The organism is Gemmiger formicilis (assembly GCF_018784445.1).
Taxonomy (GTDB): Bacteria; Bacillota; Clostridia; order Oscillospirales; family Ruminococcaceae; genus Gemmiger.
Map to the genome: position 1 here is coordinate 160,912 of NZ_WQOH01000052.1, position 24,845 is coordinate 185,756.

Below are 24,845 nucleotides of genomic sequence, written 5' to 3' on the forward strand. Positions count from 1 at the left end.
ATGCCGCATCGTTATTTTACCCGGGAGCTGGCCGACGGCCGCGCCGCGCTGACCGGCAGCGATGCCCACCACCTAGCCGACGTCATGCGTGCCAAACTGGGTGAGGAAGTCGTCCTCTGCGGCCCGGACGGGTTGGAATATCTCGGCACGGTCACGGCCATTGAGCCGGGGCGGGTGGAGTTTTCCGTCACCGACGGCACAACCAGCAAGGCCGAGCCGGACTGCGCCGTAACGCTGTTTGCGGGCTACCCCAAGGCGGGCAAATTGGAAGAAGTCATCCGCCACAGCGTCGAGCTGGGCGTGACTGAAGTTGTACCGTTTTTCAGCCGATACTGCGTAGCATCGCCTAAAAAAGAGGATGTGAAGTGCGAGCGGTACAACCGCATTGCCGCCGAAGCCGCCAAGCAGGCAGGCCGCGCAATGCTGCCCCATGTGGCGATGCCGCTGCCGGATTTTGGTGCGGTGTGCAAGGCATTTGCGGATTTTGACCTTGTGCTGTTCTTCTACGAGGGCGGCGGTGCGCCGCTGCGGGAGATCCTGCACCCCAGCCGGTACAAGCGCATTGCCATCGTCACCGGGAGCGAGGGCGGTTTTTCCGTCGAGGAGGCCGCCGCTGCGAAAGCTGCCGGGGCCGTGACGGTAGGCTTAGGCCCGCGCATCCTGCGATGCGAGACCGCGCCCCTGGCCGCGCTGACAGCGACGATGCTGCTGACGGGGAATTTGGAGTAACCACAAACCATAGTATGTAAAAACAAAGAGGAGCGCCACCCGCATGTGGGTAACGCTCCTCTTTGTGTTATTATTGCCCTTGTAGGGGCCGGGCATGCCCGGCCCGCAGGTAAAAGGCTAACGGACACTAATGGGAAACCCGCGGGCCGCACATGTGCGGCCCCTACAACTCTACTATTTCGCCTTCACATACGCCCCAAACGCATTCGGCACGGGGTATACCTCGGCCAAGTCCTCGGCGGCTGCCCAGACATAGCCGTCGGGCAGCTCACACGCTTTCGCCGTGCCTTTCCACCCGCCAAGTTCCCAAACCTTGTGCGTAAATACGTGCTTTGCGGGCGGCAGCGGCGCGGCCAGCGCGGCCTGCACGCCCAGTTTCGCCAGCGCAGCGCACAGTTCGTCCCTTGTCAGCGCCTTTTCCCATGCGGCGGGCTGCCACAATCCGGCCAGCAGGCCATGGGCGGGCCGCCGCTGTAATAGTAACCCACGCTCGCTTTCAATCAGCGCCACCGTCACCGGCACTTTGCTCTTGGCCTTGGGCGCGGGCTTCACGGGCAGTTCCGCCGCGCGGCCCGCCTCATACCCCTGGCACAGGTCGGCCAGCGGGCATTCCCCGCACCGGGGCGTGCCGGGCACGCAGACCAGCGCACCCAGCTCCATCAGGGCCTCGTTGTAGGGGCCGGGTGTGGCTTTGGGCATTTGCGCCAAAACCCGCTCTGTAAACAGCCGCTTCGTCGCCGGGTTCATCACGTCGGCGTCGTCGTTGTACAGCCGCGCAAAGACGCGCAGGACGTTCCCGTCCACCGCAGGGGCGGGGATGCCAAAGGCAATGCTCGCCACCGCGCCCGCCGTGTAGTCTCCGATGCCCGGCAGGCTGCGCAGGGCGTCGTAGTCGGCGGGCAGGTCTCCGCCGTACTGCTCACAGACGATGCGGGCGGCTTTCTGCATATTGTTGACGCGGTTGTAATAGCCAAGGCCCTGCCACAGCTTGCGCAAGGCGTCCGGCTCACAGGCCGCCAGGGCGGCAGGGTTCGGCAAAGCCGCGATAAAACGTTCATAATAGGGTATCGCCGCTGCCACGCGGGTCTGCTGCAGCATAATTTCGCTGACCCAGATGTGGTACGCAGAAGGCTCCTGCCGGAAAGGCAGGAGCCTCTTGTTTGCGTTAAACCATTGCAGCAGCGGTGCGGCAATGGGCTCCATCAAAAACCACCACAGGTGCGGGGGAAGGGGATGACGTCGCGGATGTTGGGGATGCCGGTGACATACATCAGCAGACGCTCAAAGCCCAGACCGTAGCCGGCATGCTTGACGCTGCCGTAGCGGCGCAGGTCGAGATACCAGTCATAGTCGGCGGTGTTCAGACCCAGCTCCTTCATGCGGGCCTCCAGCACATCGAGGCGCTCCTCACGCTGAGAGCCGCCGATCAGCTCACCGATGCCGGGCACCAGCATATCGGCAGCAGCAACAGTCTTGCCGTCCTCGTTCTGGCGCATATAGAACGCCTTGATTTCCTTCGGGTAGTCGGTGACGAACACCGGCTTCTTGAAGATCTGCTCGGTCAGGTAGCGCTCGTGCTCGGTCTGCAGATCGGTACCCCACTCGACTTTGTACTGGAAGTTGTCGTTGTTCTTCTTCAGCAGCTCGATGGCGTCGGTGTAGGTCACGCGGGCAAAGTCGCTGCTGGCAACCAGTTCCAAGCGCTCGATGAGACCCTTGTCAAAGAACTGGTTGAAGAAGGCCAGCTCGTCGGGGCAGTTGTCCAGCAGGTAGCGGATGACGTAGCGGGTCATGGCCTCGGCGGTCTCCAGGTAGGTGTTCAGGTCGGCGAAAGCCATCTCCGGCTCGATCATCCAGAACTCGGCGGCGTGGCGGGTGTCGTAGCTCTTCTCGGCGCGGAAGGTAGGACCGAAGGTGTAGACGTTGCCCAGCGCCATCGCCATGGCCTCGGCTTCCAGCTGGCCGGAGACGGTCAGGTTGACCGGGCGCTTGAAGAAGTCCTTCGTATAGTCAACGCCGCCCTCGTCGTTGCGGGGGATGTCGTTGAGGTCGAGGGTCGTGACCTGGAACATCTCACCGGCGCCCTCGCAGTCAGAGCCGGTAAAAATCGGCGTATGCACGTAGGTAAAGCCGTGCTCATGGAAGAACTGATGCAGGGCAAACGCCGCCTGGCCGCGCACGCGGAACGCCGCGTTGAAGGTGTTGGTGCGGGGGCGCAGGTGGGTCATGGTGCGCAGGTAATCCATGCCCATCTTCTTTTTCTGCAGCGGATAATCACCGCCGCAGGGGCCAAGCACCGTGATCTCGTCGGCGTTGATCTCAAAGGGCTGCTTGGCGCCCGGGGTCACGACCAGCGTGCCGGTGACCTCAAAGCTCGTGTACAGGCCGCACTTGGCGATCTCGGCATAGTTGGCGAGCTTGTCAGCCTGGAAAACGATCTGGACGGGCTTATAGCAGCTGCCGTCGGACAGCGAGATAAAGCCGATATTTTTAGAATCGCGCACGGTTTTTGCCCAGCCGCAGACAGTGACCTTGGTACCGTCTGCGGGGGTGGCCTTGTACAGCGATGCAAGTTCCGTTCTCTGCATGGATAGTCCACTCCTCTTTATACGATGAATATAGCTATTGTAGCAGGTATTTTATAAAAAGTAAAGAGGGGACTATGGCAAACGTTGCTCTTGCCGCCTTTCCTTTATCTCTCACCCCACCGCCTTCACCAGTCCTTCCGCTGCATACCTTCCCGCTCGCAGCGCTTCGTCCAGCGTGTTCGCGTGGCCGCCTATTTCTATCAAAAGGCTACCGGTCGTCAGGTCTTGGTTATAAAACCTGTACCCACACAGCACCGGCCTTGTCAGCCCGGGATATGCACCCTCCATGGCCGCTTCCCACGCGGCGGCAAAGCGCAGGTTCAGCCGCCAGTTGGGCAGGGCGGCGCTGCCGCCGTTGTCGCACCCGGCAATGACCATGACCTGCGCCGTGCTCTCGCCGTCAATTTCACACACCGGCTTCACCCGCGTGCCGTCGCTGTCCTCGATGGCGTCGCGGTGGACATCCAGCACGATTTTGATGGACGGATACCGCGCCAGATAGTCCTGCACGCCCGCGCGGCTGCGCTGGTAGCTGCTGGTGTAGCCGGGCGCGTCGTAGAGCGTTGTATCGTGCAGGGTGTTTATGCCCGCCGCGTTCAGCACCCGGGCCATCTCGGCCCCCACGGCCACCATGTTCAGCGCGGTATTTTTGCTGCGGGCCGTGTAATTTTCGTCAAACACCGGGTCGGGCCAGGTCTGGTAGCTCTCGGTGGCGTGGGTGTGCATGATGAGAATTTGCGGCTCACCGCTGTTTTTCTCGATGGCAAACGGCAGGCTCTGGGTCGTCACGGCAGCGCGCAGGTCGGCGTCGGGGTGCTCGGTGCTGTTTTTGATGCTGCCCGCCGCCAGCTGCACATAGCCGTCGCCGCTGCCCTGTTTGAGGGTCACGCTGCGGATGCGCCCGGCAGATTCTGATTTCGGCAGCTCCGGCACGGCGCTGGACAGGGGCGTGGCCGTGGGTCCGGGCGTCGGTTCTGCGGTGGGGGCCTGTGTCGGGGCAGGGGAGGGCGTCACCGTGGGCAACGGCGTCGGTCGGCGATCGGGCCGCTGGGGTTTGTAGACGGTCTGGGCAGCGTCGGCGGGCCAGCTGACGGCAGCTGCTGCGCCGGGGTCCTGCAAAAAAAGTGCACCGCGGATAAGCCATGCCCATCCTGGGCAAGCCGCACAGGCCGCCGCCACGGCCAGCACACCGCCCGCAAACACGGCCCCGCACAGGGCCGTAGCGGCCCAACGGCGCAGCTTTCCCATGGCACACACCCCCTCTGTACCAGAAATTTATGCGGACTTTTTGCTTTCTATGAAGTTTTTTTCAAAAAACACTTGCAACTTTCGGAAAAGTATGGTAGGATAACTTGTACTGTTATGGGGAACCAAGGAGGTGGAACGAATGCCTAATATTAAATCTCAGAAGGATCGCGTTGTTCAGGCCAAGAAAGAGGCTCTGCACAACAAGACCATCAAGTCCAACCTGAAAACAGTGGTCAAGAAGGCAAACGCTGCCATCGACAGCAATGCTGCTGACAAGGAGACCGTCGTTAAGGTCGCTGTCTCTGCCATCGACTCTGCTAAGAGCAAGGGTGTCATCCATAAGAACACCGCTGCCCGCAAGATCAGCCGCATGGCTAAGCGCGCCAACAAGGCTGCCGCTCAGTAATTGATCGCATGAACAATGCCCGCCGTAGAAATACGGCGGGCATTTTCATTTATTAAATGTGTGTAGGGGAGAGATTTATCCCTCCCGGGAACCTTGTTGCAGGCACGCGGCAAAAACAACGCCACTGGGTAGGGGCGGCATATATGCGGCCCCTACAACTCTGCTGCGATTTAACATCGTAATCATGGCGCACGCTGTGGGAGGGATAAATCCTTCCCCTACTTTTTTGTGGTCATACTTCCTGCTCCATCAGCAGTCGTTTCAGCGGCATAATGGCCGCCGGTTCGGCGCTGAAGGTGCGCACACCGAGCTTCAAATACGCGGGCATGGCGCTGACGGCGGCCACGGTGATGCCACATAAGTACACCTGCATCCCACGGGCCTGGGCTTCCTCCAGAATATGCTGCACCAGCCGCAGTACGGCGGGGTTTGCCAGCTGCCTGATGGCAGCGGTGGGGTCCTGCACAAGGCCCAGCGTGTAGCGGGTCAGGTCCTCGATATCCACGGCCAGCAGCTGCGCACCGTGGTCCATCAGGTCGCCCGCCATCAGGGCGGCGCTGGGCATATCCACCACGCAGCCCATCGTCAGTGGGCCGGTCTCGCAGCCCGCTTCCAGCAGCTCATCGCGGCAGTCCTGCACCTCGCGCAGACAGTCGTCCCAGTCGCTCACGTCGGTGATCATCGGGAATACCACCCGCAGATCGCCGTCCGGGGCAGCCTGCAGCATGGCCTTGATCTGCGGCTTGAACAGCCGGTGGCCTTTCATACAAGCCTGCATCTCCCCGGTCCAGGGGGCGTCGTCGTCGGCGCGGGTATCGCAGCTGCGCACCAGCAGGGGGACGCCCTCGGCGTTTTTCAGCAGTTCGCGCAGGCGGGTGGTCTGTGTGGCCGTGCTCTGGTCATACAACAGCGCCGTCTCGGTGCGCACAATGCCCACGCCCGCCGCGCCGTGGGTGTGGGGCAGGTCGTTATCGCTCAGGTTGCAGGTGGGCATTAAGCGGAACGCCGTGCCGTTTTTCGTCAGGCAGGGCAGGGTATCCGCCGGGTCGGGCGGTGCGCCGTGCAGGCGGCTCAGGGCGATTTTACAGTCAGCCTGGGCGATCTGTGCGCCGTCCGGCTCCACGACCAGCGTGCCGCTGTCGGCGTCCAGAATAGCCCGCCGCCCGGCCGCCATGGCAGAAGCCCCCTCGCCCAGCTGCACCACGGCGGGGATGCCCATGCTGCGCGCCATAATGGCGGCGTGGCTGACCGTGCTGTCCTTGTCGCTGGCAAGGCCCAGCACCATGCGGCGATCCAGGCTGAACAAATCGCTGGGGAAGAACCGGTCAGCCACCAGAATGCTGGGCCGCTTTAGATGCAGGCGGCGGCGCGGGCGGCCATCCAGGATATCCACCACGCGGCGGCAGACGTCGCAGACATCGACGCTGCGCTCCCGGATGTACTCATCATCGACATTTTTTAAGCGGTTGGCGAAAATCTGCTCGGCGCGTTCCACGGCGGCGGCACCGCCTGCACCGGCGGCTATGTAATCGCCGATTTCGTTGGTAAAGGATTCATCCTCCAACAGCGCGATTTGGAAAAGCAGGATATCCGCGTCGGGGCCTTTGGCGCGCTGGCTCAAACGGCGCAGTTCATCCTTGGCCAGCACAACGGCCACATCGTAGAGCGCGCGTTCCCGGAAGGGGTCGCATACGATGCGGTGCAGGCCGGTGGTACCGTGGTCGATCTGTTCGACCGGGCCGGCCACAATGCCGGGCGACGCCGGCACGCCGGTGTAGGTGTGCATAGAGTAGGCCTCCTTTATTGAATTTCCTTAGGCAATACCGCACAATTCCCGCCTTACGGCTTAAGCACCGCTCCGGCGGCTGCGGCACGGCATCTGCGTTGCCAAAATGCTCGATAAGACATCCAGTATTATCTGCGCTTTTGGCTTAGCAGCTGCCGCACCTCGCTCGCCGTATCGGCACTTAGAATTATGCGGTACTGCCCTTACAAAATCGGCATCTCGCCCAGCACTTTGCTGACGAGGGCGGTCACAAACTCCTCGGGCACGGCGGCGGCGATGGCACGTTCGGTCACAAGGGTGTTCTCACTACCATCCAGCAGGGCGGGGAAGCGGTCTGCCGGGTCCTTGTCAAAGCTGCCCATAAACGTTGCGGCCAGCAGCTTGGGCGTGTAGGCTATGTCCTCGGGCACACCGACGCGCTCAGCGGCCAGCTCCAGCGGGGCCAGCGCACCGCGGGTGGGGGCGCTGGGGTTCGGCGCGTAGGGCGCAGGGTAGTTGGCCCTCTGGCGGGCGTTCTTCTCGACCAGATCGATTTCCGGGGCGCGGGCACAGACCTCGGCGAGCTTTTTCTGGTAGCATTCGGCAAAGTGCGCCAGGTATTCCTCATTGTCGGGCAGGATGGCGTAGGCCGTACCGCCGCAGCGGCCAAACAGCCGCATCGTGTCAAAGTAACCCAGGGCAATGTTCCGCGCCGCGCGGGCCGGTGCAAAGTCCAGCGTCGGGCCTAAGTTCCAATGGCTGCGCACAATGCGGGTGGGCAGGCCGGTGGTGTTGGGCTTTACGATGCCGATGCCGTCCACATCGACGCCCAGCAGTTCCGCCGCGCCCATCTTGGCAGCCAGGTCCAGCGGCATATTGTCGCGCCAGCCGCCGTCAATGTACTTCACGCCGTCGATTTCCCGCGGGCGCAGGGCAGGGAAGCAGGCGCTGGACGCCAGCATATAGTCTTTCAGCTGGCCCAGGGGGATATCCTCAATGGGGCACTGCACGCTGCGCAGGCTGCCCAGTTCGGTCATGACAAGGCCATAGTGGATGGGGGATGTACGCACGGCATCCTCGTCGATGAGGCGGTCAATGGTCTCGGTCAGCGGTTCCACGTTCAGCCCGCCGCTGCGGATGATATCCAGGAAGAAAGGGCGCAGTTCGTCCGGCTTGAGCGTTTCGGGAATTTCCAGCACGTCATGAATCTCCAGACCGCGCCACAGATCCTCGGCCTCCTGAATTTTGCCCATTGTGAAAAGACAGCCGTTCAGCGTACCGACGCTGGCACCGGTGATGATATCGGGCGTCCAGTCCAGCGCCTGCAAGGCACGCCAGACGCCGATCTGGTAGCTGCCCTTGGCCCCGCCGCCAGCCAGCACCAGGGCGCGTTTTCCGGTATGTTCCATCTTGTTTTTCCCTCCCGGTCATGGTTTTTCCTCATTATAGCATCTTCTGTGCAAAGTTGCCATAGCAAACCGCGTCACAATCTGCGGTTTTTGTATGGAATTTTTGTGTTTTGCCAGGGGTTGCAACGGAAGGGGAAAAGGAGTAAACTGAAAAGTAAGTTCGTAGGGGAAGGATTTATCCCTCCCGGCTCGTTTGCCGCTGCTGCGGCGCTAAACCACGGCAGAGATGTAGGGGCCGCATATATGCGGCCCGCAAGTTCCCCATTATCGGCCCTCTGCCGGAAAGCCGCGGGCGGCATATATGCCGCCCCTACATGGCAGCGCTGTTTTTTCGGGCATCTACCCGCCAAGTCCCCGGGAGGGATAAATTCCTCCCCTACAAAACAAGAGGAGCAAATTTCTATGTCTACCAAACCCATTTTAGTTGTCATGGCTGCCGGAATGGGCAGCCGCTACGGCGGATTGAAGCAGATCGACCCGGTCGGGCCGTCGGGCGAGGCCATCCTGGATTACAGCCTGTACGATGCCCGCCGCGCCGGGTTCAAGACCGTCGTGTTCATCATCAAGCATGAGATCGAGCAGGCCTTCAAGGAGGCCGTCGGTGCCCGCGCCCTGCGCGCCGGGTTCGAGGTCCGCTATGCCTACCAGCAGCTGGACAAACTGCCCGCCGGCTTCACCGTGCCGGAAGGCCGCGTCAAGCCCTGGGGCACGGCCCACGCCATCCTGGTGGCCGAGGAAGCCATCGGCGATGCGCCGTTCGCGGTCATCAACGCCGACGACTACTACGGCCCGCAGGGCTTTAAGCTCATCTACGACTACCTGAGCACCCACGCCGACGGCGACCGCTACGCCTGGGCCATGGTGGGCTTTCTGCTGGGCAACACGGTCAGCGCCAACGGCAGCGTCAGCCGCGGCGTCTGCGTGACCGATGCCGATCACAATCTGGTCAGCGTGACCGAGCGCACCTGCATCGCCCCCTACGGCGGCGGCATCCATTACAGCGAGGACGGCGGCAGTACCTGGACCGACCTGCCTGCCGACAGCGTTGTATCAATGAACCTGTGGGGCTTCACCCCCGCCTATGTGCAGGAGGCCAAGGCCGGGTTTGCGGCGTTTTTGAAGGAAAGCCTGCCCGTCAACCCGATGAAGTGCGAATATTACCTGCCCACCGTCGTGACCGGCGCATTGGAGCGCGGTGAGGCGGACGTCCACGTCCTGACCAGCGCCGACAAATGGCACGGCATAACCTACCGCGAGGATAAACCCGAGCTGGTAGCCGCGCTGAAAAAGATGAGCGAGGACGGGCTGTACCCGGTGGATAAATTGTTCTAAAATGACACAAAAATGCGGCCTCCCGCGCGGAGACCGCATTTTTGTGTTGCAGGGGCGGGATAAATTTTTCCCCCACGGCATTATCCCCTTCCCCCAAACGAGCCTTTGCGCTTCAGCACCGTATACATCACCAGGCAAACGATAACCGACAGCAGCGAGCCGCAGGCCGTCGCCAGGCCCATGGGCAGCAGGTTGTCCGGGAAGAGCTTCGACGTCAGGTACGCCCCCGGCACGCGAACGAGCACGATGGACAAAATGTTATGGATGAACGACAGCTCGCTGCGGCCATAGGCGCAGAAATACCCGCTGAAACTGAAATGCACCCCGGCAAAGAAGCAGTCGAAAATATACCCGCGCAGATACCACGCGCCCGCCGCAATGACGGCGGCGTCGGCGGTGAACAGCCCCACGACATTCGGCGCGATGAACTGCACCAGCACGGCCGCCACCGCACCAAAGCCCAGCGTAATGCCGATGCCGTACCGCAGCGTAGCCGATGCACGGTCGTGGCGGCCTGCGCCGACTTCCTGTGCGCCCAGCGCCGACACGGTGGAGAGCATCGACGACGGCACCAGGAACACAAAGCTGATGAACTTTTCCACCACGCCCACAGCAGCTGCGTCCGTCAGGCCGCGCCGGTTGGCAATGACGGTAATGATCAAAAACGAAATCTGGATCAAGCCATCCTGCATGGCCACCGGTACGCCGACGCGCAGGATGCGCCCGATGATGGCACGCCGGGGGCGGAAGTCGCTTTTCTGCAGCTGCACGCCGTCCAGCCCGCGCTTTAAGATTGCCGCCAGCGAGACCACGACGCTGATGGCCTGGGACAGCGTTGTGCCCAGCGCCGCGCCCACAGGCCCCATGCCCAGCGCCCCCATAAAGACGAGGTCGAGCACGATGTTGGCCGCGCAGGCCACCGCGATAAAGTACATCGGGCTTTTAGAGTCTCCCAGCCCGCGGTAGATGGCCGCAATGATGTTGTACGCCGTGATGCAGGGGATGCCGATAAAACAGATGGTCAGGTACGCCCGGGTGCCCGCAACGGCCTCGGCCGGGGTGGACATGATGGCCGTGATGGGTCCCACCAGCCCCGCCAGCAGCGCCGCCAGCGCCGCCGAGAGCACCAGGAACAGCACTGCGCCGTTGCCGATGGTGCTGCCCGCGCGGCGGTTTTCGCCCGCACCGACGGCGTGGCCGATGCCCACCGTGATACCCATAGCCAGCCCCACCAGCATGACCGTGACCATGTGCATGACCTGGCTGCCGATGGACACCGCCGTCGTGCCCGCCACACCGTCAAATTGGCCGATGATGAGCAGGTCCGCCATGCCGTAAAGCGTCTGCAAAAAGTAGGAGAGCAGGTACGGCAGCGAGAACCGCAGTACATTTTTTAGTACGCTCTCCCTGGCAAAGGTGTTTTGCATAGGGGATCATCCTCTTTTCCGATTTAAAGTACTAATATAGTAAAACGCATTCGGGGCCGCTTGTCAAGACGGGGCAGAGCCGGGCGGCATCACATTTCCGGCAAAAAGCGGCGCAAAAATCCAGGAATATTTTACAAATTGCAGTGTTGTATTTGCCCGCCGCGTCGGGTATAATAGAATCAGCAAATCATCCATTTCTGTATGCGTTTCCAAAACTCGCGCATCTGTGCAGTTTTTATGTAAAGGAGAACCCATTATGATGAAGAAATCTACCTTCGGTGCCGTTCTGGCCTTCCTGTTTGCCGCTGCCGGTGCGCTGACCGCCGCCGCGCTGTACCTGTACCACCGCGAGAAGGAGCTGGACGAGTACGAGCGCCTGCTGTTCAGCGACGATTACGATGATTTTGACGACGAGGACGACGAGGACACCACCACCTACGAGAAGATCCCCGACGCACCGACGGAGGAGTAATTTCCTTCCCGCGCAAAACACCTTCCGGCCGGGCGCTGGCGGCGTCCGGTCTTTTGGTAATGGAGAATATGAATTATGCGTAAACTGCTGCTTTGGCTGGTGATGGTCGCCGTGATGGTTGCCGCGATCCTGGGCGGAACAGCGGCATTCCTGTACAACCGCACCGGCGAGGACGCCCTCCCGCAGGAGCCTGTGCAATTCGGCGATATCACGCTGGAATCCAACGGCTGGGACTGGACTGTCCCGGTGCTGGGTGATAAAGTCACAAAAACATACGAAAGCCCCACAAATTTGACCGTGCAGAAGCTGGGCACTTTCACCGATACCACCCCCCAGCTGACGCTGCCCGCATGGGTCACATCGGCCACGGTGCAGATTACCGCGCCCGACGGCACGGCCTGGAGCGGCGATAAATCCAGCTGCAACACCTATACCTATGCCCAGAACGGTGATTATCAGATCATCGTAACGGCTTACCACAACGACGCCGACGCCCCCGGCGACCCGGCGGGCTGGTACGCCTACCGCGCCGGGTTCACGATGGCCATGAACCCCAAAGTGACCCTGAGCACCGAGCGTGCGGCCCAGGGCAGCATCGTTGCCATCCAGCTGTCCGGCATTCTGGACGGCGAGCCCAGCGTCGAAAGCGACCTGGGCACGGTCTGGTTCCGCAAGACGTCCAGCGGGTACATGGGCTACCTGCCCGTGACCTACAACGCCGAGGGCGGTGACCACACGCTGCACCTGACCTGCGGCACGCTGGAAAAAGATATCACCCTCACCGTGACCCGCACGATGTACGATACCCAGGCTGTCCCTGTCGAGGAGGACGTGGGCGGCGGCGAGGAATTCCGCAATGCCATCTGGCCGCTGTACACCACCGGCAGTTCTGCCAAGCTGTGGAACGGTCGCTTTGAGGCCCCCAGCGCGGGCGCTGTCACGATGGAATACGGCACGACCCAGATGGAGGACGGCCAGCGCAGCGGCCAGGCCACCGGCCTGACCTACGACGCCCCAGACGGCGAAACCGTCACCGCGCCCCAGGCGGGCAACGTGGTCTTTGCGGGCACGCTGACCCTGACCGGCGGCACGGTGGTCATCGATCACGGCTGCGGCGTCAAAAGCTACCTCTACGGCCTGGAAACCGTGGATGTGGAGCGCGGGCAGTCGGTTTCCACCGGCGACCCTCTGGGCACTGCCGGGACGACCCACAATTTGATTTATGAGCTGCGCATTGGCAGCAAATCCACCGACCCGCAGATCGCCCTGAACGGCAACAGTGGTCTGCAATTCAGAGAGTCGGAATAAATATTATACGGCGGGCCCCACACGAAGGGCAAACGACCACCCGCCCAAAAGCTGCGGGGCGTCGAGGATACCGCCCCTACATCCTAGGGAATCGAGTTATTAGAAGAGTGGGAGAAACCATGGAAGAAGAGAAGAACACCGCGGCTGCCGTGGATTGGGAGGAAGCACCCAACCCGAAGCACCGCAAACGCAGCCGCAAAAAGGAACCGGCCGCCAATGCCCCCAGTCCCGCCGAGACGGCTGTCCCTGCGGCTGACTCGGCCCCGGCTGCCGAACCTGACACGGCATCCGATACCCCCGAGCAGCCCGAACCCGCCGAACCGGCGGAGACCCCCGCTGCCCCGGAGACCGTAGGGCGGGATGTCCCCATTCCGCCGCAGCCTGCCGACGCCCCGGCGGAAGAAGCCACACCTGCGGATGCCCCCGAAGATACGCCCGAGGCATCTGCGAAGTCTGCCGATCCAGCCGAAGCCGAATCCGCCCCTGCCGAACCGGACGATGCTCCCACCGAAGAAGAATCTGCCAGCGTCCCAGACGCTGACGATGCTCCTGCCGACGAGAACGTGAGCGGCGACACCCCTGCCGACGAGGCCAAGGACACCCCTGCGGACGACATCGACCCCGACGACACCCCCGAAGAAAAAGCGCGTGCTGCCACCATTTCCCGCACGGCGCAGCTCTCGATTTCCCAGATCATGGCCGGGCTGGAGGAGAACATTCCCGACGTCCCGGCAGAGGAAAGCGCAGCCCCCGCGCCGGACGCTGACGACACCGCCGACGAGGACGACGAGCCCGACGACACCATCCCGCAAAAGCTGGGCCGCGCCGGGTTCGGCATGATCAAATGGCTGCTGCTGGTCATCACCTTTGTGCTCATCATCGCAGGGGCGGGCGTAGCCTGGCTCTACCGCAGCGCCACGCCCGATATGCTCCCCACCATCAAGGCGACCTTCGACGGACAGGAGATAAGCCCCACGGCGTACAGCTGGCACGTCCCGGTTGTGGGCAACCTGTTTAAGCGCACCTACGCCGAAACCTTGAGTTCCGCACCCTATGTGCTGGACACGCCGGTCTCCGGCGCGTCGCCCGATGTGGTCGTCACACCGTCCGGCTACACGGCCACGCTGACTGTCACCGATGCCGACAAGAACACCCTGTACGACGGCGGCGTCACCGGCTTCCGCAGCTATCTGTTTGAAGAAAACGGCACCTACGACGCCAAGCTCGTCGTCAAGGTCGATGGAAGTTCGTCCGACCGCGATTCCAGTGTCACCGGTACCGAGACCTGGCAGTTCCAGTTCACGGTCAACATCAAGCCCACCATGCAGCTCTGCACGCCGTCCGTGCAGCAGGGCAGCGTGGCGGCGGTGCGCGTCGGCCCGACGCTGAGCGGCGAAGCCCCCGCCATCAAAACGGCCTTGCAGACCCCCGGCTTTGTCCAGGCGGCCAACGGCTGGATCTGCTATCTGCCCATTCCCTGGAACGAGAGCACCGGCAACGTGACCCTGACCGTCACCGCCGACGGCTACACCGAGGATATGACGCTGTCCATCCGCGCGGCGTCCTACACCTATAAGGATTACAGCAAAACGTCCCAGATGATCTCGCCCTACATCGGCGAGAGCGACGCCCCCGCCGCCGTCACCAAGGTGCTTGCCACCACGGATGACAGCATCGAGTGGGCCGTGGGCGGTTTTGTGCAGCCGTTCCTGGATTCCTTCGATACACCGCTGATTTACGGCATGACCGAGTATGCAGGCCGCGCCCGCAGCGAACGCAGCACCAACTACGGCTACGGCGGCCGCACCGCGACAAATGTCGTCATCAAGCCGAAGAAGTCCAACGATTCGATGATCGTGCCCGCCAGCGGCCGCGTGCTGCTGGCCGAGGACCTGGGCGGCATCTACGGCAATACCGTCGTTATCGAGCACGGCGCGGGCCTCAAGAGCATCTTCTACGGCCTGGGTGCGCTGAACGTCAAGGCTGGCGAGAACGTCAAGCAGGGCCAGCTTTTGGGCGTTTGCAGCAAGACCGTCGTCGCCGAAATGCGCATCGGCACCGTACCCATCAACCCGCTGCTTGTCTGGCGCGGGCAATGCGATGGGTTGAAGAATTATTGATATTATATAACGGCACCCGCTGAAAACGGCGGGTGCTGTTTTTTTGTTGTACAAGGCTTCCCCCGAGGAGTGAAGGCTTAGGCAATTCACACCTCCCGCCGCCCCGGCATACTATATCCCAAAACCAACCGAGGTGAGCGCTTATGCCGAAAACATTTTGCGTAGTGGGGCACGATGCCCGCCAGCAGGCGGCGGCGCGTGTGCTGCGCCGTGCAGGCTACGGCGTGACCGCAGCCGACAATGCCGCCGCAGCCGATTACATCTTATTGCCCATGTCCCAGGGCCGCGTCAGCGACGAAGTTGCCCGCGCCTTGCAGGGGGCCGGGCAGGGCACATGGATTTTTGCGGGCCGTCCCGGTATGCCGGTGCGCACCGCCGTGCGGCAGGCCAATCTGCCGCTGGTGGATTACTTCCTGCGGCCCGAACTGGAATCTCTGAACGCCGTGCCCACCGCCGAAGGCTGCCTGGAACTGCTGCTGCGCCTGCGTCAGCGCACGATTTGGGAGAGTGACTTTCTTGTGCTGGGCTATGGCCGGGTAGGCCGCGCCGTGGCCCGGCGGCTGGGACTTCTGGGCGGGCGCGTCACTGTGGCTGCCCGCAGTGCCGAGCAGCGCGCCAACGCCCGGTGTGCGGGCTGCCGCGCCGCGCCGCTGACCGCCCTGCCCGGGCTGCTGCCGGAGTTTGACGCCGTCATCAACACGATCCCCGCGCCGGTGCTGCCCCGGGCACTGCTGCAAAAACTGCCGGGCGGGGCGCTGATCATCGATCTTGCCAGCCTGCCGGGCGGCACCGATTTTGCCGCCGCCGAGGAACTGGGTCTGCACGCTGAGCACGCCCTGGCCCTGCCGGGCCGCTGTGCGCCCCAAACAGCCGGGGCACTGATTGCGCAGACCGTTCTGACAATTTTAGAGGAACGCGGCGAATACGCGGAAAGGAGCACCCCATGACCACCCAACCGAAACGCACGGTTGCCTTTGCGCTGTGCGGCAGCTTTTGCAGCTTTTCCGCCGTGCTGCCCCAGGTGCGGCTGCTCGCCGCGCGGGGGTGGGATGTCCTACCCATTTTAAGCGCCAGCGCTGCCGGGCAGGACACCCGCTTCGGCACGGCCGCCGCCCTGCGGCAGACCTTGTACGAAGTCACCGGCCACAAACCGCTGACCACCTTGCAGGGCGTCGAGCCGCTGGGCCCGCAGAAATTGGCCGACGCCCTCGTCATTGCCCCGGCCACCGGCACAACGATGGCCCTGCTGGCGTCAGGGATCAGTTCGACCCCGGTCACACTGGCCGCCAAGAGCCTTTTGCGCGGCGGACGGCCCATCGTCATCGCACCGTCCACGAACGATGGGCTTTCGGGCAGTGCCCCGGCGCTGGGCCAGCTTTTGCAGCGGCGACACTACTATTTTGTGCCCTTCGGCCAGGACGACAGCTACAAAAAGCCGTGCAGCTTAAAGAGCGATTTTACCCTTCTGCCCGACACCCTGGAAGCCGCCCTGCGCGGCGTGCAGATACAACCGATGCTGTTGTAATATGTGGCCGGGCAGGCGGCATATAACAAGGTAGAACACATTCAGGGAGGCCCGCTCATGCAGACGATCACGATTCACGGCAGGCAGCCCCTGCACGGCAGCATCCGCCCGGCGGCGGCCAAAAACAGCGCCCTGCCGCTGCTGGCGGCGTCACTGCTCTGCGGCGGGCCGTGCCGTCTGCGCGGCGTGCCCGCCCTGGCCGATGTTGACACCAGCCTGGCCCTTTTGCAGGCTGTGGGGGCCGACGCGCAGCGCTGCGGTGCGGATATCTGCACCCGCCCCGCCGATGCTCTCTGCGGCGAGATTCCCGATTACCTGGCCGGGGCCATGCGCAGCTCGGTGTTCTATTTGGCGCCGCTGCTCTGCCGGGCGGGGTATGTGCGGCTGCCCCTGCCGGGCGGCTGCCGCCTGGGGCCGCGTCCTGTGGATATCCACCTGGCCGGGTTGGCCTCCATGGGGGCCGAGGTAGAATTAGAAGGCATCGCCGTGACGCTGCGGCGCAAAGGGCCGCTGCATGGGGTGGATTTCACGCTGCGGCTGCCCAGCGTCGGTGCTACAATGACACTGCTGATGGCCGCCTGCTGCGCCCAGGGCCGTACTGTGCTGCGAGGCGCGGCGCGGGAGCCGGAAATCGGCGATATGATTGCCTTTCTGTGCGCCTGCGGGGCTGACATTTCCGGCTACGGCACGTCGATTTTGACGGTGCAGGGCGGGCGGCCCCTGGGCGGGGCGGTGCACGCCCCGCTGCCCGACCGCATTGCCGCTGCCACCTACGCCGCCGCGCTGGCGGCCGCGGGCGGAGACATACGCATTACCAGCTGTGACCCAGCCCTGTACGGCGCATTTCTGCAATTTTTGGCGCAGACCGGCGTGCAGATCGAGAACGGACCGGACTGGGCCGGACTGGCCCGCAACCCCGCCGTGCCGCTGCGGGGCGGGGTGCAGCTTTGTGCCGACGCCTGGCCCGCCTTTGCCACCGACACCGCGCCCCTGGCAGCCGCCGTACTGCTGGCGGCAGAAGGGAAGAGCGAAATTTTTGACCGCCTGTTCCCCAACCGCTTTGCCTGCGCCGCCGGTTTTGCCGCTATGGGCGCGGAGGTAACGGCCAAAGGGCGGCGGCTGATGATTGCAGGCGGGTCACGGCTGCGCGGTGCCGCCGTGACCGCCCCCGACCTGCGCGGCGGGGCCGCCCTGCTGGTGGCCGCCCTCGGCGCAGACGGCACGACCACCCTGCGCGACCCGGGGCATATCCGCAGGGGGTATGCCGATTTGCCGGGGGAGATAAGGCGACTGGGGGCGGAAATTGGATAAGAGATAAGAGAAAAAAGAGCAGCGTATGCCGTATCCCTACCACTTTTTTTATGAATTTGCCCTTGGGGTATTGAAATTGTCTGTAAAATTTGATATTCTAATAATCAGTTATATGTAAAAAATCGCGGATCAGTGTGCCCATATGCGGGCCAAACCCATAGGATCCGGTTAAACAACTTCACTTTTAGGGGGATACACTCATGGCATTCGTTCTCGATGAAGAAATGCAAAATGTAACCAATATCAAGGTTATCGGCGTAGGTGGCGGCGGCGGCAACGCCGTCAACCGTATGGTGGAGGCAGGTCTGTCTGGTGTCGAGTTCGTTGCGATGAACACTGACCAGCAGGCTCTGCTCAACTCCAAGGCCACCCAGAAGGTCCAGCTTGGTGCCAAGCTGACCAAGGGCCGCGGCGCCGGTGCTGACCCGGAGATCGGCCAGCGCGCTGCCGAGGAGAGCAAGGACGAGATCACCAACTCCCTGAAGGGTGCGCAGATGGTCTTTATCACCGCCGGCATGGGCGGCGGCACCGGCACGGGCGCTGCCCCTGTCGTGGCTGAGACGGCCCATGACCTGGGCATCCTGACCGTCGGCATCGTCACCAAGCCCTTCGCTTTTGAGGGCAAGCGCAAGATGGCCCAGGCCGAGCAGGGCATCGCTTCCCTGATGATGCACGTCGACTCTCTGATCGTCATTCCCAACGAGCGCCTGAAGCTCATCAGCCAGGAGAAGATTACCCTGATGAACGCCTTTGAGGCCGCTGACAACGTGCTGCGCCAGGGCGTTGAGAGCATTTCCAGCCTGATCAACATCCCGGCCTTCATCAACCTGGACTTTGCCGACGTGCGCTCCATCATGAAGGACGCCGGCTTCGCCCACATGGGCGTCGGCGTCGCCAAGGGTGCCGGCAAGGCCGAGAACGCCGCCAAGGCTGCCATTTCCAGCCCGCTGCTGGAGACCAGCATTGCCGGTGCGCGCGGCGTCATCATCAACATCACGTCCAGCCCGGATATCGGCCTGGAGGATGTCGAGACCGCTGCCAGCATGATCACCCAGAGCGCACATCCCGATGCCAACATCATTTGGGGTACTGCGTTCGACGAGCGCCTGAGCGACGAGATGAGCATTACCGTTGTCGCCACCGGCTTCGAGAGCACGCCCGAGGTGGACGAGCCCATCCAGGCCCATGTGGACGCCAAGCGCGCCGCTGCCACCCAGCCCGCTGCGCAGCAGCCGGTCCAGCAGTCCGACGCTCCGGCCCGCCCGGTGCAGCCTGCCCAGCAGCAGATCAACCCGGTTATGCCCAACCCCATCTTCACCCAGTCCTTTAGTACCGGCATGGATACTCCCGTGGCCGCCCAGCCCGCTGCCCCCGCCGAGGAAGAGGATGACGGCGATTACTTTGACGACCTGCTCAGCATCTTGAACAAGCGTTCCTGATAAATTTTGCTGCGAGAGGATGTAAAAAGCCATGCCGTCTGAACCGATGAACATTCAGGAACAGGGTTTCCGTTCCAGCTTGTTCGGCTTTGATAAAAATGATGTGCTGGCTTACATGAACGCCCTGGCAAACGAGGCCCAGCAGCACGAACTGGAATACAACCGCCAGCTGCAGCAGATGCAGTCCAAGTTGGACGACCTGCGCAATGAGCGCAGTGCCGGCGACAGCCGCATTGAAGCCCTGAAAGCCGAATTGGCCGCCGCCACCCAGCGTGCCGACGCCGCCGAGGCCAAGCGCCGCGAGGCGGACGAGCAGCTGGAGACCATCAAGAAAAAGACCGCGTCGTTCCAGTCCACCCAGCGCGAAAACCAGAAGAACGCCAACATCTGGCAGCTGAAATGCCACGACTTGCAGCAGCAGGTGGACGAGCTGCAAAAGCAGCTGGCTTCGGCCCGGCAGCTGAACACTACCGTTGCCCCCGCTGCGCCCACGTCCGATTTGGTGCGGGAAGCCAAGCTGGAGGCCGGTAAGATTCTGGCCGACGCCCGCCTGTATGCGGACAGCGCCGAAAAAGAGCTGAAGCAGCAGGCCGATTTGCAGAAAAGCCGCATGGCCGAGAACGCCCGCAGCATTGCGTCGGGCGTCATGCTTGTGCGGGAGCGTCTGGCCCGCGTGGACGAGCGTTTGAGCGCTGCCACGCTGGATCTGGACGGTCTGACCCAGGCTATCTACCAGGCGCTGGATCAGACCGAGGCCGAGCTGAAAGAGCTGGGCACCGATATGCGCAGCTTTGCCCAGGGCACCCCGGAGACGGATATCCCCGTCAACGCCCCGCACCCGGCTGCCAAGACTGCCGCCCCGGCAGGGGACAAACCCGCTGAGCGCCTGCGCGTGAAGGCGAAGGCCCAACCGGTGCAGCATAAGCCCGCTGCCCCCGCCCCGGTTCACCGCCTGCGCAACACCCGGCGGCCTGTGTCGCAGCTGTTGCAGGACCAGATTGATCGGCTGAATGGGGACGATCAGTAAATAAAGTACATGACCACCTGGCATAAAGCCAGGTGGTTTTTGCTGTAAGAGCCTCCCGTTTGTTCACAAACCCTTCTTAATTTGTTGAATTTTCCTTCACGACTTTGACACATTTGCCGGATATACTATAAGTGTTCTCCGGGAAGGGAGCAGGGACCCGGCCCCCAGAACAGGACCCCAAGTTTTTCATCCATACTCCTCTTTTCTTTTGACGCGAAAGCGGTGCGGATCATCTCCGCACCGCTTTCGTGTTTTTTTGTACAAATTTTCGCATTTGACAACGTTTTTTCGGCGCCGCGCCCCTTGCCGAATGTTGCCGAAACCTGTATAATATAAGCTGATATTGTATCGCCATGGGGCAGACCCGGCCTACGGTATCCCGCAGACACTCATACCCGCAGGAGGCAAAATCCTATGAGAGTTGGTCTGGACATTGGTTCCACCACGATTAAATGTGTCGTGCTGAACGACGCCGATCAAATCATCTATTCTACCTACGAACGTCATTTCAGCCATATTTTAGAGAAGGGCAAGGCCCTTTTGGAAAAGGTCGCGGCAGAGTACCTGCCCGACGGCCACGCATATTTGGCCATCTCCGGCTCGGCCGGCATGGGCCTGGCCGACAGCTGTAAGGTGCCCTTTGTGCAGGAGGTTTTCGCCACCCGCGTGGCAGCCAACCGCCTGGCCCCCGGCACCGACTGCATCATTGAGCTGGGCGGCGAGGACGCAAAAATTCTGTTCCTAACCAACGGTACCGAGGTCCGCATGAACGGCAGCTGTGCCGGCGGCACCGGCGCGTTCATTGACCAGATGGCTACCCTGCTGAAGATGGGTGCCGACGAGATGGACAAGGCCGCCCAGGGCGCGACCCGCACCTACACCATCGCCAGCCGCTGCGGCGTGTTTGCCAAAAGCGACATCCAGCCCCTCATCAACCAGGGTGCGCAGGCGGGCGACATCGCGGCCTCCATCTATCAGGCCGTCGTCAACCAGACCATTGCGGGCCTGGCCCAGGGCCGCCCCATCAAGGGCAACATTCTGTACCTCGGCGGTCCGCTGACTTTCGCCAAGACCCTGCGCGAGAGCTTTGACCGTACGCTGGGCGTCACCGGCACTCTGCCGGAGAACAGCCTTCTCTTCGTCGCCATGGGCGCTGCGTTCTACGCCGACGAGGAATCCGACCTGCGCGAGGTTGCCAAGCGCCTGGACGATTACAGTGCCACGGCCACCTACGTCAGCCTGCCACCGCTGTTTGCCAATAAGCAGGCGTACGAGGAATTCCACGCGCGCCACCTGAAAGCCACCGTGCCCTGCCTGCCCTTTGGTGCAGACTGTGGGCCGGTACATATCGGCATTGACTCCGGCTCCACCACCATCAAGCTGGTGGTCATCGACAACGACGCCAACATTCTGTTCGAGAGCTACCGTCCGAACCTAGGCAACCCCATCCCGCTGGTCAAAGAGACGCTGCTCAAACTCTATCAGGAGCACCCGGGCCTGCAAATTGCCAGCGTGACCACCACCGGCTACGGCGAGGAACTCGTCAAGAATGCGTTCCACTGTGACCGCGGGCTGGTGGAGACGGTGGCCCACTTCACCGCCGCCAAGCACTTTTTGCCCGACGTCGATTTCATCATCGACATCGGCGGCCAGGACATGAAGTGCTTCAAGATCGAGGATGGTGCCATCAGCAACATCTTCCTGAACGAGGCCTGTTCCTCCGGCTGCGGCAGCTTTTTACAGACGTTTGCCCAGGCGCTGGGCTACGATGTCAAGGAGTTCGCCGCGCTGGGCCTGTTTGCCGACAAACCGGTCGATCTTGGCTCCCGCTGCACCGTGTTCATGAACTCGTCTGTCAAGCAAGCACAGAAGGACGGTGCATCGATTGAAAATATCAGCGCCGGATTGTCGATTTCCGTCGTCAAGAACGCGCTGTACAAGGTCATCCGCGCGTCCAGCCCGGAAGAGCTGGGCCGCAACATCGTCGTGCAGGGCGGTACTTTCTATAATGAAGCGGTCCTCCGCGCCTTTGAAAAAGAGATGGGCGTCAACGTCATCCGCCCCGACATTGCAGGCCTGATGGGCGCTTACGGCGCAGCCTTGTACGGCAAGAGCCGCGCGGGCGAGAACGCCCACAGCACCGTCCTGACCGAGGCCGAGCTGGAAGCGTTCAGCCAGAAGGTCAACACCGTGCAGTGCAACGGCTGCGGCAACCACTGCCAGCTGACCGTCAACGTTTTTGCCGATGGCAAGCGGTTTATCTCCGGCAACCGGTGCGATAAACCCGTGACCGGCAAGGCCAACAATGAGGATCTGGACCTCTACGCCTACAAGCTGAAGCTGCTGGACGACTACCGCAAGGCAGCCGCCCCGGCCAGCCCCCGCGCCAAAATCGGCATCCCGCTCTGCCTGAATATGTACGAGCTGCTGCCGTTCTGGCACACACTGTTCACCAAGTTGGGCTTTGAGGTCGTCGTCAGCCCCTTCTCCAACCGCAAGCTGTACCAGAGCGGCCAGGCGACCATACCCAGCGACACGGCCTGCTTCCCGGCCAAGCTGACCCACGGCCACATCCGCTGGCTGTGTGAGCAGGGCGTGGATGCGATCTTCTACCCCTGCATGAGCTATAACCTGGACGAGCACCTGGGTGACAACCATTATAACTGCCCGGTCGTCGCCTATTACCCCGAGGTTTTGGAGGGCAACTGCCCCGAGCTGAACGCGACGAAGTTCATCTACGACTACTTCAACCTCGAGCGCCGCAAGGATTTCTACAAGAAATTCCAGCAGGCGCTGGACAAATATTTCCCGGGGCTGGACAAAAAGGCCGTGCATGAGGCCATCGATGCGGCTTACGACGAGTACGCCCGCCATATGCAGCAGCTGCGCGACAAGGGTACCGAGATCATCGCCGCTGCCCGCAAGGAAGGCAAGCATATCGTCGTTCTGGCGGGCCGCCCCTACCACGTTGACCCAGAGGTAAACCACGGCATCAACCAGCTTATTATCCGCCAGGGCGCGGCCGTCGTCAGCGAGGATTCCGTCAGCTGGCACGAGCAGAAGTTCCAAACCGCCGTGCTGAACCAGTGGACCTACCACAGCCGCCTGTATGCCGCCGCCAAGTACTGCACCGAACAGCCCGACATGGATCTGGTGCAGCTGGTGTCCTTCGGCTGCGGCCTGGACGCCGTGACCACCGACGAGACCCGCGAGATTTTGCAGGCGGGCGGCAAGCTGTACACCCAGCTGAAGATCGACGAGATCACGAACCTGGGCGCGGTGAACATCCGCCTGCGCAGCCTGTTTGCAGCACTGGAAGAACGGAAAGAAGACCATAAGTAAGAGGCAACCCATGGAATACATGACTCCCAATTTTACCAAGGATATGGTAAAGACCCATAAAATCCTGATTCCCAACATGGCGGTCACCCAGTTCCGGCTCATGCAGGCGGCGCTGGCCAGCGAGGGCTACCAGACCGAGGTGCTGGGCAACTGCGGCAGCGAGGTCGCCCAGCTGGGCCTGAAATACGTCCATAACGACACCTGTTACCCGGCGCTGCTGGTCATCGGTCAGTTCTTGGACGCGCTGAACAGCGGCAAGTACGACCTGGACCACACGGCGCTGCTCATCACCCAGACCGGCGGCGGCTGCCGCGCGTCCAACTACATCAAGCTGCTGCGCAAGGCTCTCGTCAAGGCGGGCTACGGCAATATCCCGGTCGCGTCGCTGAACTTCTCCGGTCTGGAAAAGGGCAGCGGCCTGCCGCTGACTGTACCGCTGCTGCGCAAAGTCATTGCATCGATTTTCTACGGTGATATGCTGGTGGCCCTGCGCAGCCAGACCCACGCCTATGAGGATCACAAGGGCGACGCCGACGCCATGACCGAAAAGTGGATCGCCACCATCCAGGGCTGGATTCGCGGCGACAGGAACTACTCCGCCCACGATATGAAACGCCGCTTCTACGACATCGCGAAGGACTACGCCACCATCCCCATCACCCGCGTACCGAAGGTCAAGGTCGGCGTTGTCGGCGAAATTTACGTCAAGTATTCGCCGCTGGGCAATAACGATTTGGAAAAATTCCTTGAGAGCCAGGACTGCGAGGTCAACCTGCCCGGTCTGATGGGCTTTGTAGAGTACTGCGTGGCCAACTACAAGCTGGACATCGACCTGTACGGCGGCAACAAGCTGGTCGCGGGCGGCGCGGATGCGTTCCTGAGCTGGCTGGACGGCATCGGCTGCGCCAGCTACGACGCCATGCGCAAGTACGGCTTCTACGCGCCCGGCTCCTTCCGCGAGCTGATGAAAAAGCCAGAGGGTATCATCTCTTTGGGTGCCAAGATGGGCGAGGGCTGGCTGCTGACCGCCGAGATGATCGAGCTGGTCGAGGGCGGCTATGGCAACATCGTCTGTGCCCAGCCCTTCGGCTGCCTGCCCAACCACATCGTAGGCAAGGGTATGATCAACAAGATCCGCGCCCTGCACCCCGATGCGAACATCACGCCGGTGGACTACGACCCCAGCGCAACCCGCGTCAACCAGGAGAACCGCATCAAGCTGATGCTGGCCGTGGCCCGCGAAAAGCTGGAACAGCCCGCCGCAGCCCCCGCGCCCCTGACCGCCGAACAGCTGGCAGGCGGTGCACCCCAGGTGGAAACCACGGTGCAGTGACCTGGCGCGGAAAAAAGTTGAAAAAATCCAAACTTTTTTCAAAAAATCCCTTGCAATTTGCATT

At 62.1% G+C, this 24,845-nt stretch carries 19 protein-coding genes; 13 read left to right on the top strand and 6 right to left on the bottom strand.

Features of this window, described 5'->3' with window-relative positions; translation table 11 throughout:
* Positions 1–729: an RsmE family RNA methyltransferase gene (locus GPK89_RS13310; protein ID WP_215693804.1), complete on the top strand. Its 729-nt coding sequence runs from the start codon at positions 1–3 to the stop codon at positions 727–729.
* Between the two features lie 174 nt (positions 730–903).
* Here the strand turns inward: GPK89_RS13310 and GPK89_RS13315 are convergent, their stop codons facing one another.
* The 3 genes from GPK89_RS13315 to spoIIP all read right to left on the bottom strand — a co-directional run bounded on the left by GPK89_RS13315 (position 904) and on the right by spoIIP (position 4,565).
* On the bottom strand, positions 904–1,932 hold the full coding sequence (locus tag GPK89_RS13315; protein WP_215693806.1) for an A/G-specific adenine glycosylase: 1,029 nt from the start codon (positions 1,930–1,932) through the stop codon (positions 904–906).
* A complete protein-coding gene (gene asnS / locus GPK89_RS13320; RefSeq protein WP_215693808.1) occupies positions 1,932–3,317 on the bottom strand; it encodes an asparagine--tRNA ligase in 1,386 nt (461 codons plus the stop codon). Before asnS ends, GPK89_RS13315 begins: the two co-directional genes overlap by 1 nt.
* Before the next feature lie 111 nt (positions 3,318–3,428).
* Positions 3,429–4,565, bottom strand: a complete 1,137-nt coding sequence (gene spoIIP / locus GPK89_RS13325) for a stage II sporulation protein P (protein ID WP_215693810.1) — start codon at positions 4,563–4,565, stop codon at positions 3,429–3,431.
* Between the two features lie 139 nt (positions 4,566–4,704).
* On the opposite strand from spoIIP, the gene rpsT reads away from it, so the two are divergent.
* Positions 4,705–4,971, top strand: coding sequence for a 30S ribosomal protein S20 (rpsT, locus tag GPK89_RS13330; RefSeq protein WP_215693812.1), 267 nt, complete (start codon positions 4,705–4,707; stop codon positions 4,969–4,971).
* A gap of 232 nt (positions 4,972–5,203) precedes the next feature.
* On the opposite strand, the gene GPK89_RS13335 is transcribed toward rpsT, so the two are convergent.
* Positions 5,204–6,757 (bottom strand): putative PEP-binding protein, encoded by a 1,554-nt coding sequence (locus tag GPK89_RS13335; protein WP_215693814.1) that lies wholly within the window; start codon positions 6,755–6,757, stop codon positions 5,204–5,206.
* A gap of 203 nt (positions 6,758–6,960) precedes the next feature.
* Positions 6,961–8,145 carry a patatin-like phospholipase family protein gene (locus GPK89_RS13340; protein WP_215693816.1) on the bottom strand — a complete coding sequence of 395 codons (1,185 nt, stop codon included), beginning with the start codon at positions 8,143–8,145 and terminating at the stop codon, positions 6,961–6,963.
* Between the two features lie 402 nt (positions 8,146–8,547).
* Between GPK89_RS13340 and GPK89_RS13345 the strand changes: the two genes are divergently transcribed.
* Positions 8,548–9,477, top strand: coding sequence for a nucleotidyltransferase family protein (locus GPK89_RS13345; protein ID WP_215693818.1), 930 nt, complete (start codon positions 8,548–8,550; stop codon positions 9,475–9,477).
* A gap of 80 nt (positions 9,478–9,557) precedes the next feature.
* Here GPK89_RS13345 and GPK89_RS13350 read toward each other — a convergent pair whose 3' ends face one another.
* A complete protein-coding gene (locus tag GPK89_RS13350; RefSeq protein WP_215693820.1) occupies positions 9,558–10,904 on the bottom strand; it encodes an MATE family efflux transporter in 1,347 nt (448 codons plus the stop codon).
* Positions 10,905–11,160: 256 nt separating this feature from the next.
* On the opposite strand from GPK89_RS13350, the gene GPK89_RS13355 reads away from it, so the two are divergent.
* From GPK89_RS13355 to GPK89_RS13400, 10 genes are all read left to right on the top strand, one after another.
* Entirely contained in the window at positions 11,161–11,376 is a 216-nt protein-coding gene (locus GPK89_RS13355; RefSeq protein ID WP_252261668.1) for a phosphatase, read from the top strand.
* Positions 11,377–11,451: 75 nt separating this feature from the next.
* On the top strand, positions 11,452–12,684 hold the full coding sequence (locus GPK89_RS13360) for a murein hydrolase activator EnvC family protein (protein ID WP_215693822.1): 1,233 nt from the start codon (positions 11,452–11,454) through the stop codon (positions 12,682–12,684).
* 119 nt (positions 12,685–12,803) lie between these two features.
* On the top strand, positions 12,804–14,804 hold the full coding sequence (locus GPK89_RS13365; RefSeq protein ID WP_215693824.1) for a peptidoglycan DD-metalloendopeptidase family protein: 2,001 nt from the start codon (positions 12,804–12,806) through the stop codon (positions 14,802–14,804).
* Positions 14,805–14,947: 143 nt separating this feature from the next.
* Positions 14,948–15,751, top strand: a complete 804-nt coding sequence (locus GPK89_RS13370) for an NAD(P)-dependent oxidoreductase (RefSeq protein WP_215693826.1) — start codon at positions 14,948–14,950, stop codon at positions 15,749–15,751.
* Positions 15,748–16,329: a dipicolinate synthase subunit B gene (locus tag GPK89_RS13375; RefSeq protein ID WP_215693828.1), complete on the top strand. Its 582-nt coding sequence runs from the start codon at positions 15,748–15,750 to the stop codon at positions 16,327–16,329. The genes GPK89_RS13370 and GPK89_RS13375 overlap by 4 nt, the downstream gene beginning before the upstream one ends.
* 57 nt (positions 16,330–16,386) lie before the next feature.
* Complete coding sequence (locus tag GPK89_RS13380; protein WP_215693830.1) at positions 16,387–17,640, top strand: UDP-N-acetylglucosamine 1-carboxyvinyltransferase; 1,254 nt, start codon at positions 16,387–16,389, stop codon at positions 17,638–17,640.
* Between the two features lie 200 nt (positions 17,641–17,840).
* Positions 17,841–19,079, top strand: coding sequence for a cell division protein FtsZ (gene ftsZ, locus GPK89_RS13385; RefSeq protein WP_215693832.1), 1,239 nt, complete (start codon positions 17,841–17,843; stop codon positions 19,077–19,079).
* 31 nt (positions 19,080–19,110) lie between these two features.
* Positions 19,111–20,106, top strand: a complete 996-nt coding sequence (locus tag GPK89_RS13390; RefSeq protein WP_215693834.1) for a hypothetical protein — start codon at positions 19,111–19,113, stop codon at positions 20,104–20,106.
* A gap of 414 nt (positions 20,107–20,520) precedes the next feature.
* Positions 20,521–23,448 (top strand): acyl-CoA dehydratase activase, encoded by a 2,928-nt coding sequence (locus GPK89_RS13395; RefSeq protein WP_215693836.1) that lies wholly within the window; start codon positions 20,521–20,523, stop codon positions 23,446–23,448.
* A 10-nt stretch (positions 23,449–23,458) separates the two neighbouring features.
* Complete coding sequence (locus GPK89_RS13400; protein WP_215693838.1) at positions 23,459–24,781, top strand: 2-hydroxyacyl-CoA dehydratase; 1,323 nt, start codon at positions 23,459–23,461, stop codon at positions 24,779–24,781.
* The last annotated feature ends 64 nt before the right edge of the window (positions 24,782–24,845 follow it).

Excerpts from the sequence above, each read along its gene's own strand:
- GPK89_RS13310 (WP_215693804.1), top strand. The coding sequence starts at position 1 with ATGCCGCATCGTTATTTTACCCGGGAGCTGGCCGACGGCCGCGCCGCG.
- GPK89_RS13315 (WP_215693806.1), bottom strand. The coding sequence starts at position 1,932 with ATGGAGCCCATTGCCGCACCGCTGCTGCAATGGTTTAACGCAAACAAG.
- asnS (WP_215693808.1), bottom strand. The coding sequence starts at position 3,317 with ATGCAGAGAACGGAACTTGCATCGCTGTACAAGGCCACCCCCGCAGAC.
- spoIIP (WP_215693810.1), bottom strand. The coding sequence starts at position 4,565 with ATGGGAAAGCTGCGCCGTTGGGCCGCTACGGCCCTGTGCGGGGCCGTG.
- rpsT (WP_215693812.1), top strand. The coding sequence starts at position 4,705 with ATGCCTAATATTAAATCTCAGAAGGATCGCGTTGTTCAGGCCAAGAAA.
- GPK89_RS13335 (WP_215693814.1), bottom strand. The coding sequence starts at position 6,757 with ATGCACACCTACACCGGCGTGCCGGCGTCGCCCGGCATTGTGGCCGGC.
- GPK89_RS13340 (WP_215693816.1), bottom strand. The coding sequence starts at position 8,145 with ATGGAACATACCGGAAAACGCGCCCTGGTGCTGGCTGGCGGCGGGGCC.
- GPK89_RS13345 (WP_215693818.1), top strand. The coding sequence starts at position 8,548 with ATGTCTACCAAACCCATTTTAGTTGTCATGGCTGCCGGAATGGGCAGC.
- GPK89_RS13350 (WP_215693820.1), bottom strand. The coding sequence starts at position 10,904 with ATGCAAAACACCTTTGCCAGGGAGAGCGTACTAAAAAATGTACTGCGG.
- GPK89_RS13355 (WP_252261668.1), top strand. The coding sequence starts at position 11,161 with ATGATGAAGAAATCTACCTTCGGTGCCGTTCTGGCCTTCCTGTTTGCC.
- GPK89_RS13360 (WP_215693822.1), top strand. The coding sequence starts at position 11,452 with ATGCGTAAACTGCTGCTTTGGCTGGTGATGGTCGCCGTGATGGTTGCC.
- GPK89_RS13365 (WP_215693824.1), top strand. The coding sequence starts at position 12,804 with ATGGAAGAAGAGAAGAACACCGCGGCTGCCGTGGATTGGGAGGAAGCA.
- GPK89_RS13370 (WP_215693826.1), top strand. The coding sequence starts at position 14,948 with ATGCCGAAAACATTTTGCGTAGTGGGGCACGATGCCCGCCAGCAGGCG.
- GPK89_RS13375 (WP_215693828.1), top strand. The coding sequence starts at position 15,748 with ATGACCACCCAACCGAAACGCACGGTTGCCTTTGCGCTGTGCGGCAGC.
- GPK89_RS13380 (WP_215693830.1), top strand. The coding sequence starts at position 16,387 with ATGCAGACGATCACGATTCACGGCAGGCAGCCCCTGCACGGCAGCATC.
- ftsZ (WP_215693832.1), top strand. The coding sequence starts at position 17,841 with ATGGCATTCGTTCTCGATGAAGAAATGCAAAATGTAACCAATATCAAG.
- GPK89_RS13390 (WP_215693834.1), top strand. The coding sequence starts at position 19,111 with ATGCCGTCTGAACCGATGAACATTCAGGAACAGGGTTTCCGTTCCAGC.
- GPK89_RS13395 (WP_215693836.1), top strand. The coding sequence starts at position 20,521 with ATGAGAGTTGGTCTGGACATTGGTTCCACCACGATTAAATGTGTCGTG.
- GPK89_RS13400 (WP_215693838.1), top strand. The coding sequence starts at position 23,459 with ATGGAATACATGACTCCCAATTTTACCAAGGATATGGTAAAGACCCAT.